This is a genomic window from Microbacterium sp. LWH7-1.2 (assembly GCF_038397755.1).
GTDB lineage: Bacteria > Actinomycetota > Actinomycetes > Actinomycetales > Microbacteriaceae > Microbacterium.
The window spans coordinates 4,431,454-4,446,169 of the sequence record NZ_CP151637.1; the positions used below are offsets into that span (position 1 = coordinate 4,431,454).

Genomic DNA, 14,716 nt, shown 5'->3' on the forward strand with positions numbered 1-14,716 from the left:
CCGATCCGACCGATCCTCTGTCCTCACGGACTGCCGTTCAGCGCGGCGCGGGAGGACTCTGAGCCGTCCATTGCGACCGGACGCCCGGCAGCGACCAGGGGAATGTGGGAAGCGGCGTGCCGGCATCGGTCTGCGGCTGCGACATGCGGCCATCGTGTCGCGCCGTTGGGCACGACGGCGGGTACAAAGTCCCGCGCGACCGCTCGGTGGGAGCTTCGCGAGGTGCCGTCACCGCTCGGTGGGACCTTCGACCCCCCGCCCCGTTCAGCGGCGCGCGAGAGTTGGACCGTACAACATCCTGTGAGGAGAGAGACCCATGCGAACAGCAGTCGTCCGATCCTTCGGCGCACCGGCCGAAGTGGAAGAGCGCCCCATCCCGCGACCCGGCCCCGGACAGGTGCTCGTTCGGCTGGAGGCCTGCGGACTGTGCCACACCGACATCCACGCGATGCATGGCGACTGGCCGGTCAAGCCAGGCTTGCCCCTCGTGCCCGGTCATGAGGGCGTCGGCATCGTCGAGCAGGTGGGCGAAGGCGTGACCAGCCGCACGGTCGGGCAGCGCGTCGCGATGCCGTGGCTCGGCCACGCGTGCGGAGAATGCCGCTACTGCATCGACGGCCGCGAGAACCTCTGCGAGCAGCAGTACAACAACGGCTATGCGGTCGACGGCGGTTACGCGGAGTACATGCTCGCCGACGCCAAGTACGCGGTCGCCGTACCGGACGGGGTGACCCCGTTGGATGCTGCGCCTCTGACTTGCGCGGGCGTGACGACGTACGCGGCCATCAAGAATGCGAGAGTCGTTCCGGGGGAGACCGTCGCCGTCTTCGGCGTCGGTGGCCTCGGGCACCTCGCCGTGCAGTACGCGCGGCTGGTCGGCGCGAAGGTCATCGCGGTGGACGTGACCGAGGAGAAGCTCGCACTCGCCGCCGAACTCGGCGCTGATCACGTCGTCAATGCTGGGACCACCGACCCCGTCCAGCAGATCCGCGACCTCGGGGGAGCGGATGTGGCGGTCGTCCTGGCGGTGGCTCCTGCTGTGTTCCGCCAGTCTTTCGAGGCGCTCAACCGCGGCGGCCGACTCGTGCTGGTGTCGCTGCCCGCAGACGGCACCATCACGCTCCCCGTCTTCGACACCGTGCTCAAAGGCATCAGCGTGATCGGCTCCATCGTCGGAACGCGCCAGGATCTCGTCGAGGTCTTCGACCTTCACGCGGCCGGGCGTACCCGAGTCATCACTCAGACGCGCGACCTCGACCAGGTCAACGACTCCATCGACGAGGTGCTCGCCGGCACCGTCCCCGCTCGCTTGGTGTTCACCTATCACACGGCAGATATCGTGCAGGCCGCCGGCTGAGCAAGCCGACGGGCACCTGACGGTGTTTGTGCGAACAGTCCTCCGGCGTCGCAACGGGTCGTCGAGGTCCAGCGGTCGGCCGACGGGACCCCACTCGCGCACGATGGTGTGCCCACCGACCGTGCTGCGAGCTCGCGCTGATCGCGGCCGTCGGCGAACCCCGCTAGTTGATGATCTCGCCTCGCTCCTCTGCGGCGAGGGCCTTCAGTCGCTGTCGCCAAGCTCGTAGGGCTTCGGGCGTCTGGCGGGTCCATGCATCGGTTTCGCCGACGATCTTCAGGGGCGCGCTGCTGCGGTAGGACCGGGTGGGGTTACCAGGGAACTTCTTGTCGGTGACGTTCGGATCGTTCTCGAACGCGCCGGTGGGTTCGACGATATAGACGCGCGGGGCGCCGCTGCCGGGTGCGAGTTCAGCGGCCAGCCCGGCGCCGTCGGGCAACGCGGTGAAGTAGACGTGGTTCATCACGATTTCTGGGCGATAGTTGGACCGGAAGCCGGCTGTGAGGAGATCGCCGATCTGCAAGTCCGCTCTGGTGCCGTGAAAGAAGGGGCCATCGTCCAACGCGTTGCTCATCGGAACAGCTTGAGCGATGCTGCTTCCGGCGGCAAGGCGACGCTCTCGTCGCTCCCTGCTCGCGCGCTCGTTCCGAACTCGGAGTGCCGACGAGAACCAACCGCCGCGTTCCACCGACCGACCTTCGCAGGCAATGTGGGGGCGTCCAGGGCAGCCGAGGCGCTCGCAATCACGGCGTGAGCGAGAGGATCGCCGAGGCAACCGCTTTCGGCGCGGAGTGCTGCACCACGTGATGATGCCCTGGGATCTGCACCAGCTCGGCGCGTGGAGCTCTGTGGCGGAGACGCCGACAGAAGTCCACGCCGGCGATCGGGTCGTCGCCGCCTCGGATGAGGAGGAGGGGCACCGTGAGCAGAGCGACGCGGTCCTCCAGCCGGTAGGTGAGCATATGGCGGAGCTGGGTCAGGTACCAGGGGACGCCGCAGCGCAGGTAGTCGGTGAGGACGATGGCGTTCACCATGGGAGGCTCCAGGAGGGTGTCGACCGTGAGCGCGCGCGTCTGCCGGAGGATCGTCCGGTGCCGGTCGTCAGCCACAGGGCCCATCGCAACCACCGAGGTCAGCAGTTCGGGCCGTTGCAGGGCGGTCTCGATGACCCACTGCGTCCCCATCGAATGGCCGAGGAGAACGACGGGGCCGAGTGCCAGCGCCTCCAGCAGCTCTCCGAGCGCGCGAGCCATCGTCGCCACGTCGACGTCGTAGCCGGGTTTGGGGAGACCGCCGAACCCGGGCAGATCCACCGAGACGACGGTGCGGTGGCCGGCGAGCTCGTCGTGCAACCGTGACAAGTAGCGGTGTGACACTCCGATGCCGTGCACCAGCACAATCGCTGGTTCCGCGGTAGCCGGCGAGGCAGAAGCGAGCACGCGGAATGCGAGTCCGCCGACGGCGACGCGCCGCCTGGTAACGCTCGCTGGGTGGGCAGCGAGCCTCGGCTTCTTCGCCCGCACGTCGTGCTCGTTCAGCACCATGGGCTCATCGTATGAACCGGCGGGCGAGGAGGGCGGCACTTGACAGGAACTGCGACGGTCTGGTCCCCCGACTTTCGGAAGAGAGCGCGCGAAGGGCGCAAACTGTCAGCGCCACGCGGTGGCCCTCTTGGGGTTCCAATAGTGGCTTGCGCTCGAGAGGCGAGAAGAGGACACCTCCTCCTTCCCAGAAAAACGGAGGTCAGAAGCGGAGAAACCGCAATACCCCTGGAGGGACTCGAACCCCCAACCGTTTCCTTAGGACGGAACTGCTCTTCCATTGAGCTACAGAGGCTGGCGTCGTCCAGTCTATGCGGTGAGCGTGCGGCGCCGCGGCACGGACGTGGGCTCGGCAGGGCGGGGGCCGCGGGCCGCCGCCCGTGGTCCAGCACCCGAGCGTCAGTGATGCAACCCCCTTGAGGGACCGCCTCGCGCCCGACAACAATGGGCCGATGTTCACGACGGAGCACCCCCCGTTCGAATTCCTCGGCGACTGGAGCGGACAGTTCGTCGCCACGGCGATCCACAACGGCCACGACGTCCGCGCGGAGCTCGCGACCGAGCTGGTCCTGTCCGACGAGGATCGGCTCCGCGAGGAGGACCCGCACACCGACGAGATCGGCGCACTCGTCCCCGCCCGCGTCGTGGTGCACCGGTCGCGCTTCGAGGTCGACCTGAACCGCGCGCGCGAGAAGGCTGTCTACCGTTCCGCGGAGGAGGCCTGGGGACTGGAGGTGGTCCGTGACCCACCCCTCGATCCGGCCGTCGTCGCCGGATCTCTCGAGGTGTACGACACGTTCTATGAAGAACTCGGCCGGCGGCTCGACGTGGTCGCCGAGCGCGGACCGTTCGTGATGTTCGACATCCACTCCTACAACCACCGCCGCGACGGCGCGGACGCCGCCGAGGCTCCGTGGGCGGAGAATCCCGAAGTGAACGTCGGCACGGGGTCCCTCGATCGGGACCGATTCGGACCCGTCGTGGACGTCTTCATCGAGTCGCTCGCACACGCCGGGACGTCAGCGGGTCCTCTCGACGTCCGTGAGAACGTCCGCTTCCGTGGGCAGCAGCTCGCGGCGTGGACTCACGCCCGCTACCCCGACCTGGGCATCGTGGTCGCGCTGGAGTTCAAGAAGACCTTCATGGACGAGTGGACGGGTGAGGCGGATCAGGTTCGGATCGACGAGCTCGCCCGCGCCGTGGCGGCGACGATTCCCGCTCTCCAGGAGGCGCTCATCGAGGTGGCGACACCATGACCACCGACCCGGCGCAGGCACGCGGCCCGGGGGGACCGGAGACCGACCTCATCGAAAGGGGCGCGTTCTCCGCCGCCGACCTGGCGGCCGACCACGCGATGGCATCGCTGGCGGGCACGGTGCGATTCCTCCTCGAGATGACACCGGTGAATGCCGACGACATCCGCGCGCAGTTCCTCGCCGACCCCGAGAACGACCCGGTATTCGAATACCGGCCCCTGGATGTCGACCCCGATGTGCTCGATGCCGAGGTGGCCGCTCTGCCAATCGACGCGGTCGCCGACCCGACCCTTGCGGCGCTGCTGCGCAACCGGCAGCGTGAGATGACGCTGCGGGTGGAGATGCTGCGCGCCCGGAACACCCCCGAGTTCCTGCAGTTGTCGATCGCGCAGTACGGACCGGTGCTGCCGGCGCTCGTGGACACCGCCGACGACCTGCTCACCCGACTCCCGCACGGGAGGCTGGAGCGGGACTCCGTGGGAGCGGAGTCGTTCCTCGCGGCGGCCAAGGCCGAGATCGCCTACTACCGCTCGATCGACCCGGACGCTGAGCTTCACGCCGAGATCCGCGACGATGTCTCAGGTGTGCTGGTCGAGGGCAACACGCTCCTGATTTCGCAGAACGCGGCGGTCGCCGGCACCCGGGTGAACGCCCTCCTGCAGCACGAGGTGGGCACGCATCTGGTGACGCAGGTGAACGGACTGGCGCAGCCGATCCGCATGCTCGGCGCCGGGCTTGCTCACTACGACGAGACGCAGGAGGGCCTCGCCGTGCTCGCGGAGATCGCGTGCGGCGGGTTGACCGCTTCCCGGCTGCGCCAGCTCGCGGCACGGGTGGTGGCCGTGCACGCGCTGGTGGGCGGCGCGAGCTTCGTCGAGACCCACCGTCTGCTCACCGGTCACGGCCTGCCCGCGGGAAGCGCCTACAGCGTCGCCATGCGGGTGTACCGCGCCGGCGGCTTCACCAAGGACGCCATCTACCTTCGCGGCCTGCTCGCACTCCTCGAGCACGTGGCGCGCGGTGGCGCGCTCGACCTCCTGTTCCTCGGGAAGTTCTCGCTCGAGGACCTGCCGCTGGTCCAGGACCTCGCAGAGCGGGGACTCCTCGCACCGGCTCGCATCACGCCGCGCTACCTGTTGGAGTCCGAATCCGCCGACCGGATTCATGATGCTGCCCGCGCCGACGACCTGGTCTCGCTGGTCAATGCGTAGGCTCAGCTCGACGATCCGGCCCCAGCCCGCGAACCACGCACAGACATCACCGGCCCAGGACCCGCACACCCTCGAGGAGCCCAGATGAGAATCGGTTTCGTCGTCAACGACATCGCCACCGAGCAGCCCATCTACTCGACGACGCGCCTCGCGATGAGCGCGGCCGCACACGGGCACGAGGTGTGCCTCATGGGCCTTCGGGATTTCGGCTACGAACCCGACGGATCGCTCTCGGCCATCGCGGCGACAGCGACTGCCGGCAAGCGCTACCGGTCCCTCGACCGCTTCCTCGACGACGTGCAGTCCGCGACGCGCCAGCGCACCGGGCTCGGCGAGTTCGACGTGCTCATGCTCCGCGCCGACCCCGCCGCCGAGGCTGCCGAGAGTGCATGGGCGAGCACGGCCGGGTTGGCCTTCGGTCGGATGGTGGCCGAGACAGGGGTCCTCGTCGTCAACGATCCGCGCTCCCTGGCGGACGCGATGTCGAAGGCGTACTTCCAGCACTTCCCCGAGGTGGTGCGCCCGCGCACGCTGATCACACGCGACGAGGACCGGGTCCGCGAGTTCATCGACGAGCTCGGCGGGCGTGCCGTGCTCAAGCCCCTGCAGGGCTCGGGCGGTTCGGGCGTCTTCCTCGTCGACTTGAAGCGCGAGCAGAACATCGCCCAGATCGTCGAGGCGATCGCCCGCGACGGATACGTGGTGGCTCAGGAGTACCTTCCCGCCGCGAAAGACGGCGACGTGCGGATGTTCGTCATGAATGGCCGCCCTCTGGAGGTCGATGGGGCGTACGCCGCGTTCCGCCGGCGCCCGGACGCAGCGGAAGTAAGGTCCAACATGTCCGCGGGCGGGAAGGCCGAGGCGGTGAAGGTCACCGACGAGATGCTGCACCTCGTGGACGCCGTGCGGCCGAAGCTGCTCTCCGACGGCATGTTCCTGGTCGGGCTCGACATCGCCGGCGACAAGCTGATGGAGGTCAACGTGTTCTCGCCGGGTGGCCTCGGATCATGCGCTGCGCTGTACGACGTGGATTTCGCCTCGGCGGTCATCGACGACCTCGAGCGCAAGACGAGGATGCGCGAGCACTACGGCAGCGAGTTTCCGAACGTACAGCTCGCGACCGCATGACGGTGTGAGGTAGGCGCACGGCGAAGGCCCCGGCATCCGATGACGGATGCCGGGGCCTGAAGCACTGCGGTCAGCCCTGGGTTCCGAGGGCGAAGCGGACGGAGCCGTCGCTCTCGAGCTCGGCATCCAGGACGCGGTCCTCGAGCGCGATCGCAGCGGTCTCGTCGAGGAAGACGCGGGCGCCGCTTTCGATCACGACGGTGTCGTGCGGCCCGGGATCGGGCGCGACACTCAACTCGAATCCGGAGGAGCCACCCGTGTCTCGGATGCGCACACCTCCGTCTTCGGCGAGCGGCACTCGGGCGACGATCTCTTTGACGGCCTCGGCGGCGGTCTGGGTCAGCGTGAGCATGCTTTTCCTTTCCGTTTGCGGTTCCGGATCGGCCACGATTCCGAGATCGGCCGGCAGATGCAACCCCTCCGCGCCGCACAGCACGCATTCGGAGGGAGTTCCCACGTTCGGTGCCCACTCGCGACCGAGAAGATAACCCTGTTCCAAAGAACCCGGGTTGTGGTGTGCTGGGGGCAAATTCTGTGAATCTTGTCATCGTGTCGGGACGCAATGCGCGGTGTATCTGCGTGGTGGTCTGACATGGTGGAGGCGTCGTCGCGAGCACCGAGAAGGTCTCGCGGAAGCGCGGCAGCGCCACGCTGCGACACCCGACCCAGAGGAACGCATGACCCGCATTGGCATCGTCGCCGAAGCGCCCGGAGAGACCCGGGTGGCCGCGACACCGACCACCGTCCCGAAACTCATCGCCCTCGGCTACGACGTCGTCGTCGAAGCCGGCGCAGGTGCCGGCTCGTCGTTCCCGGATGCTGCCTTCGCGCGGGCCGGCGCGACTCTCGTCGACGGTGCGACGGCGTGGGCTGCGCCCGTCGTGCTCAAGGTCAACGCGCCGACGCCGGCCGAGATCGACCGGCTCGCCGACGGTGCGACGATCGTCGCGACGTTCAGCCCTGCGCTGCGCCCGGATCTGGTCGAGTCGCTGGCTGTGCGGGGGATCACCGCGCTCGCGCTGGACGCGGTGCCGCGCATCTCGCGCGCGCAGTCGATGGACGTGCTGAGCTCGATGGCCAACATCGCGGGCTATCGCGCGGTGGTCGAGGCGGCGCACGAGTTCGGGCGCTTCTTCACCGGCCAGGTCACGGCGGCCGGCAAGGTGCCGCCGGCGAAGGTGCTGGTCGCCGGTGCGGGTGTCGCCGGCCTGGCGGCGATCGGTGCCGCATCGAGCCTCGGCGCGATCGTGCGGGCGACCGACCCGCGGCCCGAGGTCGCCGACCAGGTCGCGTCGATCGGCGGCGAGTACCTCGAGGTCGTCGTGCCCGAGGAGGCGAAGCAGATCTCCTCCGACGGGTACGCCAAGGCGACGAGCGAGGCGTACGACAGGCGTGCGGCCGAAATCTACTCGGAGCAGGCAGCCGACGTCGACATCATCATCACCACCGCGCTCATCCCGGGTCGCGCGGCGCCGCGCCTGATCACGGCGGCGGACGTGGCATCCATGCGCCCGGGCAGCGTGATCGTCGACATGGCCGCCGGGCAGGGCGGCAACGTCGAGGGCTCGGTCGCGGGGGAGAGGGTCGTCACCGACAACGGCGTGGTGATCCTCGGGTACACGGATCTGCCCGGCCGGCTTCCTCAGCAGGCGTCGCAGCTGTTCGCGACCAATCTCGTCAACCTCCTCAAGCTGCTCACCCCCGGCAAGGACGGCGAACTCACGCTCGACTTCGACGACGTCGTGCAGCGCACCGTCACGGTCGTGCAGGACGGGGCGGTCACCTGGCCCCCGCCGCCCGTGCAGGTCTCCGCGGCACCGGCGGCGACGAAGACGACGGATGCTGCGCCCCCGGTGCCCCCGAAGAAGCCGATGTCGACCGCAGCCCGCACCGGCCTCATCGCCGGCGGCATCGCAGCACTTTTCGCCATCTGCGCGTTCGCGCCGCCGCCGCTGCCGCAGCACTTCCTGGTGCTGACGCTCGCGATCGTCGTCGGGTTCTACGTCATCGGCCACGTGGCGCATGCGCTGCACACGCCGCTGATGAGCGTGACCAACGCGATCTCGGGCATCATCGTGGTCGGCGCGATGGTGCAGATCACGATCCCCGACCTCACCGTGCAGATCCTGGCCGCGGTCGCGGTGCTGCTCGCGTCCATCAACATCTTCGGCGGCTTCGCCGTCACGCGGCGAATGCTCGCGATGTTCCAGAAGGGTGAGACGCGATGATCGCGGTCGCCGGGCAGGTCGCGGCCGCCGCCTACATCGTCGCGGCGCTCCTGTTCATCCTCAGCCTCGCGGGGCTCAGCAAGCATGAGACGAGTCGCCGCGGGGTCGTCTTCGGCATCGTCGGCATGGCGATCGCACTCATCGCGACGGTCGTCCTGGTGGCCGCCGGCGCGTGGGATCAGCCGTCGGGTGCGCTCGGGCTGACTCTCCTCGTCGCCGCCGTGCTGGTCGGCGCTGCCATCGGGCTCTGGCGCGCACGGATCGTCCAGATGACCGGGATGCCCGAGCTCATCGCGCTGCTGCACTCCTTCGTCGGTCTCGCCGCCGTGCTCGTCGGTTGGAACGGCGCCCTCTACGACACCGGGCTCACCGGCGCGCTCGCCGACATCCATCACGCCGAGGTCTTCATCGGCGTCTTCATCGGCGGCGTGACGTTCACCGGGTCGATCGTCGCCTTCCTCAAGCTGTCGGCGCGGATCTCGTCCAAGCCGCTCATGCTGCCGGGCAAGAACGCCCTCAACATCGGCGCGCTGATCGCGTTCCTCGCCCTGACGGTCTGGTACGTCATCACGCCGGAACTGTGGCTGCTGGTACTCGTCACGCTCCTCGCGCTCGCCCTCGGCTGGCATCTGGTCGCCTCGATCGGCGGCGGCGACATGCCCGTCGTCGTGTCGATGCTCAACAGCTACTCGGGCTGGGCGGCCGCCGCGGCGGGCTTCCTGCTGAACAACGACCTGCTCATCGTCACCGGCGCGCTCGTGGGCTCGTCGGGTGCCTACCTGAGCTACATCATGTGCAAGGCGATGAACCGGTCGTTCCTGTCGGTGATCGCCGGCGGCTTCGGCATCGAAGCGCCCCGCAAAGACGGCGACGAGGAGCACGGCGAGCACCGCGAGATCGACGCCGAGGCCGCCGCGGATCTGCTCGCCGGCGCCTCGACCGTCGTCATCACACCCGGCTACGGCATGGCCGTCGCACAGGCCCAGCACGGTGTCGCCGACCTCGTGCAGAAGCTGCGTGAGCGCGGCGTCGACGTGCGGTTCGGCATCCATCCCGTCGCCGGCCGCCTGCCGGGCCACATGAACGTGCTCCTCGCCGAGGCGAAGGTGCCGTACGACATCGTCCTCTCGATGGACGAGATCAACGACGATCTGTCGGGTGTCGACGTCGTCCTCGTCATCGGGGCGAACGACACCGTCAACCCCGCCGCTGCGGAGGATCCCACAAGCCCGATCGCCGGCATGCCGGTGCTGCGCGTGTGGGAAGCCGACAACGTCATCGTCTTCAAGCGCTCGATGGCGTCCGGATATGCGGGTGTGCAGAATCCGCTCTTCTATCGCGACAACGCGCAGATGCTCTTCGGGGACGCGAAAGAGAAGGTCGACGAGATTCTCTTCCAGCTCTCACGCTCGTGAAATCTCCCGGCGAGTCGTCGAGGAAAGGCCGCCAGGCGGCGCGCGTCAGTGCGCCGCTTCGTAGGCTTCCATGACGGATGCCGGAACCCGGCCCCGTTCGGACACCTGATAGCCGTTCTGCTTCGCCCATTCGCGGACGCCGCTGTAGTCCTGCTGTCCGCTGCGGCGGCGCTTGCGCCCGGCCGAGGCGGCGTTCGACGTCGCCCGGGCAGACGAGACGGTGCGCGCCGCATCGGTGTAGCGCTCGAGAGCACCGCGCAGGGCGGCGGCGTTCTCGTCGGTGAGGTCGATCTCGTAGGCGACGCCGTCGAGCGAGAACAGGACGGTCTCGCCGTCCCCGGCTTCCAAAAGGGTTCCGTCGATGTCATCGACGAGCTGGTGAACGATTCTACGGGCCATGAGTGGAACAATACGCCGAATTGTCGCCACGGTCATTGCTGAATTCCATTTCCGTGGACAAACTTCGGGGTCGACAGCGAATGGGGGCATCGGGCGAGAATTCGGACGCGACCGTCCCGATTCCGCCGCGAAGAGGCGAGTGCGGTCTGCCCGACGCGCCGCGGGTCAGGGGAGGATGCCGGCGCGACGTGCGGTGACGACCGCGGCGTGGCGGGTCGAGGCGTCCAGCTTCGCCATCGCCGCCTGCAGGTACGACTTGACCGTGCCCTCCTTGAGGTCGAGCGACGCCGCGATCTCGGCGTTGGTCGAACCCAGCGCCGCACACGCGAGCACATCGATCTCGCGGGGGGACAGCCGCACGTCGAGTTCGACCGGCGGCTCGGACGCGTCGTGTGAGAGCGCGGCCAGCCGTCGCTCGAGGCGGTCCAGCCGCGCGCGAAGGGCGGGGTCGTCGATGATCGCCGCGATGCTGCGCAGCTCGGCGTACGTCTCGCGCAGCTCTTCCCGCGTGGTCGCGGGCATCGCCGCCGGGGCGATGCGCGTGGGGGAGAGGGTCAGCCGCCGCTGCACCTCGTCGCGGATGCGCAGTTCGCTGGAGAGCTCTTCCGCGACGGCGAAGGCGGGGCGGGCGACGACGTCGCCGACCGGCGATTCGGCCCATGACCCGCAGTAGATGACGCCGCGAGCGCGGCCGCCCACCATCACGGGGACGGCGAAGAGGGTCGCGATGCCCTCGCCGAGCACGGCGCGGTCGTAGTCGTGCGTGATGCTGCGCGAGGAGCCGTAGTCGAGCGCGAGCCGCGGGCGCTTCTCGACGAGCGCGCGCCCGCCGAGGCCGCGAGAGGCCTCCACGACGAGACCCTCGAGATTGCGGGTGCGGGCACCGTGGATGGACGTGACGTGGATCGCGTCGCCGAGCGCGAGTCCGCCGAAGGCGACCGGGAAGCGGGTACGGCGCACGAGCTCGGCCACCGCGTGGTCGAGCGCCTGTGCGTCGCCGAGATCGCCGCCCCCGCCGTCCATGACGATACGGACCCCCGCGCCCATGCGATCGGGGGCCGGTGCGCGATGTGGGAGGGACGCGCCCACGGCTGACCTGCTTCCGGCGTGACGGCGTCCTCGCCGCCTCTTTCGTAGCGTCGACCTTACCACTCGGGGGTGTCGTCCCCGGCGGTCCGCGCTTGCTCACGGGCGGGACTGCGAGGCCCGCGGGCGAGCCGCGCGGGCCTCGCGGCGTGCGGGCGGCCTACACGCCCGCAGCCTGGGGGGCCCGCGTCAGCCCGCCGTCGCGGCGTCGCCCCGGGCGGCCGATGGCGCCGGCACGACGGCAGGGCCCTGTTCGAGGTCGATGAGGAACCGCTTCACCTCGGGCCGCCCGCCGTACTCGCCGAGCGAGCCGTCGGCGCGGACGACCCGGTGAACCGGGACCACCACGGAGAACGGCGTCGTCGCGCACGCGGTGCCGACAGCGCGCGCAGCTCGGGGGATGCCGGCCGCGATCGCGACCTCGCCGTAGCTGGCGGTCTCGCCGTAGGGGATGTCACACACGGCCTCCAGTGCGGCGCGCGTGAACCCGCGGACGAGTCGCCAGTCCAGCGGCAGGTCGAACTCCTCCCGGTCGCCGTCGAAGTACTCGTCGAGCTGCGCGACCGCGCTCTCGAAGGCTTCGGCGGTGGCGGAGTCTGCGGTGGCGGCATCCGTGTCGTCGTCTGGGACCGGAAGGGCGCGCAGCTGCAGTGCGACGCGCTCGATCTCGGCGTGCAGGGAGCCGTCGAAGGGGTGCAGGGTCACGATGCCGTCGGCGGTCGTGACGATGAGGATGTCGCCGATGGGCGACGGGTGGACGCGGTAGCGGGGCGGATCCTCGGAGGTCATGCGACCATCCTGGCGCGACCCGCGGGCGCCGTGACCGTTCGCCGGCGGGGTCTGTGAAGAGTGCCGTCCTGATGGCGACGGGGGAGGAAGGGGCACTCCGAGCGGGGTCGCCGGCGCCGTCCAATACCGCGAAACTCAGGTCCATTGCAAGAGCCGCGCACACGTCGCCTTTAGGGTGGCACGTGTGTGGCGAGCAGAACGCAGCGCCGTGTTGGGCACATCAGACGCCGAGCGCGGGTACGACGTGACCCCGGGCGATCTGGGTCTCGCCGAACCCGACGTCACGGTCGTCCACGTCGCCGAGACGGAACGCGACCGGCTCCGGCTGCAGTCCGCCGCACTGGGCGGCAGGTCGACTCTCCTGCACTTCGTGGACGGCCAGGATGCCGCGATCGAGATCACGAAGGCGCACCCCGGAAGCCTGCCGCAGTTCATCACCGGGCGCTCGACACTGCTGTCGAACCTGTTCCGCGACGAGGTGGCGCTGCGCAACGCCCGCCTCGCCGCCCAGAGCATCACCGCGAAGGACCAGGAGCTGCGCACGACCCGCGGCCTGGACACCGTGCGTCTCGCCGTCGGTCTCGCGACCTGGCGCGTCGCGGGGATCACATGGAGCGCGCCCGTGCTGCTCCGGCCGCTCGCGATCCGGCGGCACCACGGCGACTTCGAGCTCAAGCTGCACGGCACGTTCGTGGTCAACCCCGAGCTGATCCGTGCGATGCGCACGCACTTCGGCATCATGATCGACGCCGGCGGCCTCGCCGCTCTCGCGTACGAGGGCGGGGTCTTCAAGCCGCAGCCGGTGATCGATCACATCCGCGCCCTGACCGCGTCCATCGACAGCTATGCCGTGAAGCCGCGTCTGCTCGTGTCGACCTTCGCCGACGTCGGCGGCGACATGGCGCTGGACGCGTCGGATCTCGATCACCCCGTGCTCAACGCGCTCGCCGGGCACGTCGCCGACCGCGAGTCGCTCACGATCCGCCGTGACGGACCGGTGCCGACGAGCCCCGACGACCGCGCGCCGGCCGCCGACATGCTGCTGCTCGACGCCGACTCCGAGCAGGAGCGGGTGCTCGCACGCATCGCCGACGGCCAATCCCTCGTCATCCACACCCTGCCCGGCACCGGCGGCACGCAGACCGTCATCAACGCGATCGGCGCGCTCGTGCGTGACGGCAAGCGCGTGCTGGTGGTGAGCGCGCGCCGCTCGACGCTCGACGGCGTGCGGCATCGCCTCGCGGGGATCGGGCTCCCAGGCCTCGCCGTCTCGCCCGACCGCCTGCAGCGCGACCTCATCCGTGCGATCGGACGCAATGAGAAGGCCGAGGCTCCCAAGGTCTCCGACATCGACGACGCGCTGGTGCGGCTGCGGGGCGTGCTCCGGGACTACCGTTCCGCGGTCACCGCGAAGCACCCCGATTTCGGGGTGTCGGTGCTCGACATCCTTCGCGAACTCGCCGAACTCGCGGAGCGGGGCGTCGCCCCCGCGACCGAGGCGCGCTTCGACGCCGAAGCGCTCGCGAGTCTCGCGACGACCCGAGAGGACGCGGCCGCCAAGCTCTCCGCCGCCGCACGCCTCGGCGAGTTCCGCTTCGGCCCCGACGACTCGCCCTGGTACGGCGTCACGTTCGCGACGGTGGAAGAGGCTCGCGGCGCCCATGCGCTCGCCGGCAAGCTCCACCGCAGCGATGTGCCGACGCTGCTGGAGCGCGGCTACGAGCTCATCGCGCAGACGCGGATGCGGCCGTTCCAGACCGTCGCAGAGCTCGGCGTGTATCTGCGCCTGCTGCGCGGCGTCCGCGACTCGCTCGACAAGTTCAGCCTCACGGTCTTCGAGCGTCCCCTCGCCGAGCTCATCCAGGCGCACGCGCCGCGTCGCGAGGCGCCGGAGATGAACGGCGCCAACCGGCGGCGCCTCCGGCGCCTGTCGCGCGAGTATCTGCGCCCCGGCGTGCACGTGCCCGATATGTACGAGGCGCTGGTGCGCATCCAGCAGCAGCGCACCGAGTGGCAGCGCTACGTCGACGCAGGCGTCACGCCCGAGGTTCCCCTGGGTCTCGGCGACGTGCAGGTCGCCTGGCAGCGCGTCGACGCCGAACTCGCCGAGGTGGACGCGGTGCTCGGCCGCACCGGCGCCGACCGGCTCGCGACGCTTCCGGTGAAGCAGCTCGTGCGCACGCTCGCCGGCCTCGCCGCCGATTCCGACGTGTTCGACAACCTCAAGGAGCGCGCGACGCTGCGCTCCGAGCTCGCCGCGATGGGCCTCGAGCCCCTTCTGCTCGAGCTGTCGGTGCGCCACGTGC

12 protein-coding genes, 1 tRNA gene and 1 pseudogene are annotated in these 14,716 nt (G+C 69.6%); 7 read left to right on the forward strand and 7 right to left on the reverse strand.

Translation table 11 applies throughout. From position 1 onward, the window contains the following. The first annotated feature begins 316 nt into the window (after positions 1 to 316). Positions 317 to 1,357 carry an alcohol dehydrogenase AdhP gene (gene adhP, locus MRBLWH7_RS20615; protein WP_341997912.1) on the forward strand — a complete coding sequence of 347 codons (1,041 nt, stop codon included), beginning with the start codon at positions 317 to 319 and terminating at the stop codon, positions 1,355 to 1,357. Between the two features lie 163 nt (positions 1,358 to 1,520). Here adhP and arr read toward each other — a convergent pair whose 3' ends face one another. The 3 genes from arr to MRBLWH7_RS20630 form a co-directional block, all read right to left on the reverse strand. Then, on the reverse strand, positions 1,521 to 1,931 hold the full coding sequence (arr, locus tag MRBLWH7_RS20620; RefSeq protein ID WP_341997914.1) for an NAD(+)--rifampin ADP-ribosyltransferase: 411 nt from the start codon (positions 1,929 to 1,931) through the stop codon (positions 1,521 to 1,523). A gap of 169 nt (positions 1,932 to 2,100) precedes the next feature. After that, on the reverse strand, positions 2,101 to 2,901 hold the full coding sequence (locus tag MRBLWH7_RS20625) for an alpha/beta hydrolase (RefSeq protein ID WP_341997916.1): 801 nt from the start codon (positions 2,899 to 2,901) through the stop codon (positions 2,101 to 2,103). Between the two features lie 220 nt (positions 2,902 to 3,121). Then, positions 3,122 to 3,193: transfer RNA gene (locus tag MRBLWH7_RS20630), tRNA-Arg, on the reverse strand. 157 nt (positions 3,194 to 3,350) lie between these two features. Between MRBLWH7_RS20630 and MRBLWH7_RS20635 the strand changes: the two genes are divergently transcribed. The 3 genes from MRBLWH7_RS20635 (at position 3,351) to MRBLWH7_RS20645 (ending at position 6,493) form a co-directional block, all read left to right on the forward strand. After that, positions 3,351 to 4,154, forward strand: coding sequence for an N-formylglutamate amidohydrolase (locus MRBLWH7_RS20635; protein WP_341997918.1), 804 nt, complete (start codon positions 3,351 to 3,353; stop codon positions 4,152 to 4,154). Beyond that, positions 4,151 to 5,365: a tyrosine/phenylalanine carboxypeptidase domain-containing protein gene (locus tag MRBLWH7_RS20640; RefSeq protein WP_341997920.1), complete on the forward strand. Its 1,215-nt coding sequence runs from the start codon at positions 4,151 to 4,153 to the stop codon at positions 5,363 to 5,365. Before MRBLWH7_RS20635 ends, MRBLWH7_RS20640 begins: the two co-directional genes overlap by 4 nt. Before the next feature lie 84 nt (positions 5,366 to 5,449). Further along, positions 5,450 to 6,493 carry a glutathione synthetase gene (locus MRBLWH7_RS20645; protein WP_341997922.1) on the forward strand — a complete coding sequence of 348 codons (1,044 nt, stop codon included), beginning with the start codon at positions 5,450 to 5,452 and terminating at the stop codon, positions 6,491 to 6,493. Between the two features lie 70 nt (positions 6,494 to 6,563). Here MRBLWH7_RS20645 and MRBLWH7_RS20650 read toward each other — a convergent pair whose 3' ends face one another. Then, positions 6,564 to 6,845: a Fe-S cluster assembly protein HesB gene (locus MRBLWH7_RS20650; RefSeq protein ID WP_341997924.1), complete on the reverse strand. Its 282-nt coding sequence runs from the start codon at positions 6,843 to 6,845 to the stop codon at positions 6,564 to 6,566. A 325-nt stretch (positions 6,846 to 7,170) separates the two neighbouring features. On the opposite strand from MRBLWH7_RS20650, the gene MRBLWH7_RS20655 reads away from it, so the two are divergent. Together MRBLWH7_RS20655 and pntB are read left to right on the forward strand one after the other, a co-directional pair. After that, a complete protein-coding gene (locus tag MRBLWH7_RS20655) occupies positions 7,171 to 8,721 on the forward strand; it encodes a Re/Si-specific NAD(P)(+) transhydrogenase subunit alpha (RefSeq protein ID WP_341997926.1) in 1,551 nt (516 codons plus the stop codon). Then, positions 8,718 to 10,136, forward strand: coding sequence for a Re/Si-specific NAD(P)(+) transhydrogenase subunit beta (gene pntB / locus MRBLWH7_RS20660; RefSeq protein ID WP_341997928.1), 1,419 nt, complete (start codon positions 8,718 to 8,720; stop codon positions 10,134 to 10,136). The genes MRBLWH7_RS20655 and pntB overlap by 4 nt, the downstream gene beginning before the upstream one ends. Positions 10,137 to 10,181: 45 nt before the next feature. Here pntB and MRBLWH7_RS20665 read toward each other — a convergent pair whose 3' ends face one another. The 3 genes from MRBLWH7_RS20665 to MRBLWH7_RS20675 form a co-directional block, all read right to left on the reverse strand. Then, on the reverse strand, positions 10,182 to 10,535 hold the full coding sequence (locus tag MRBLWH7_RS20665) for an Lsr2 family protein (RefSeq protein WP_342002166.1): 354 nt from the start codon (positions 10,533 to 10,535) through the stop codon (positions 10,182 to 10,184). A 165-nt stretch (positions 10,536 to 10,700) separates the two neighbouring features. Then, positions 10,701 to 11,558: a LuxR C-terminal-related transcriptional regulator gene (locus MRBLWH7_RS20670; protein WP_341997931.1), complete on the reverse strand. Its 858-nt coding sequence runs from the start codon at positions 11,556 to 11,558 to the stop codon at positions 10,701 to 10,703. A gap of 252 nt (positions 11,559 to 11,810) precedes the next feature. Continuing rightward, positions 11,811 to 12,410 (reverse strand): methylated-DNA--[protein]-cysteine S-methyltransferase, encoded by a 600-nt coding sequence (locus MRBLWH7_RS20675; protein ID WP_341997933.1) that lies wholly within the window; start codon positions 12,408 to 12,410, stop codon positions 11,811 to 11,813. Between the two features lie 211 nt (positions 12,411 to 12,621). Between MRBLWH7_RS20675 and MRBLWH7_RS20680 the strand changes: the two are divergent. Then, positions 12,622 to 14,716 (forward strand): annotated as a pseudogene (locus tag MRBLWH7_RS20680) (AAA family ATPase); the annotation flags it as partial.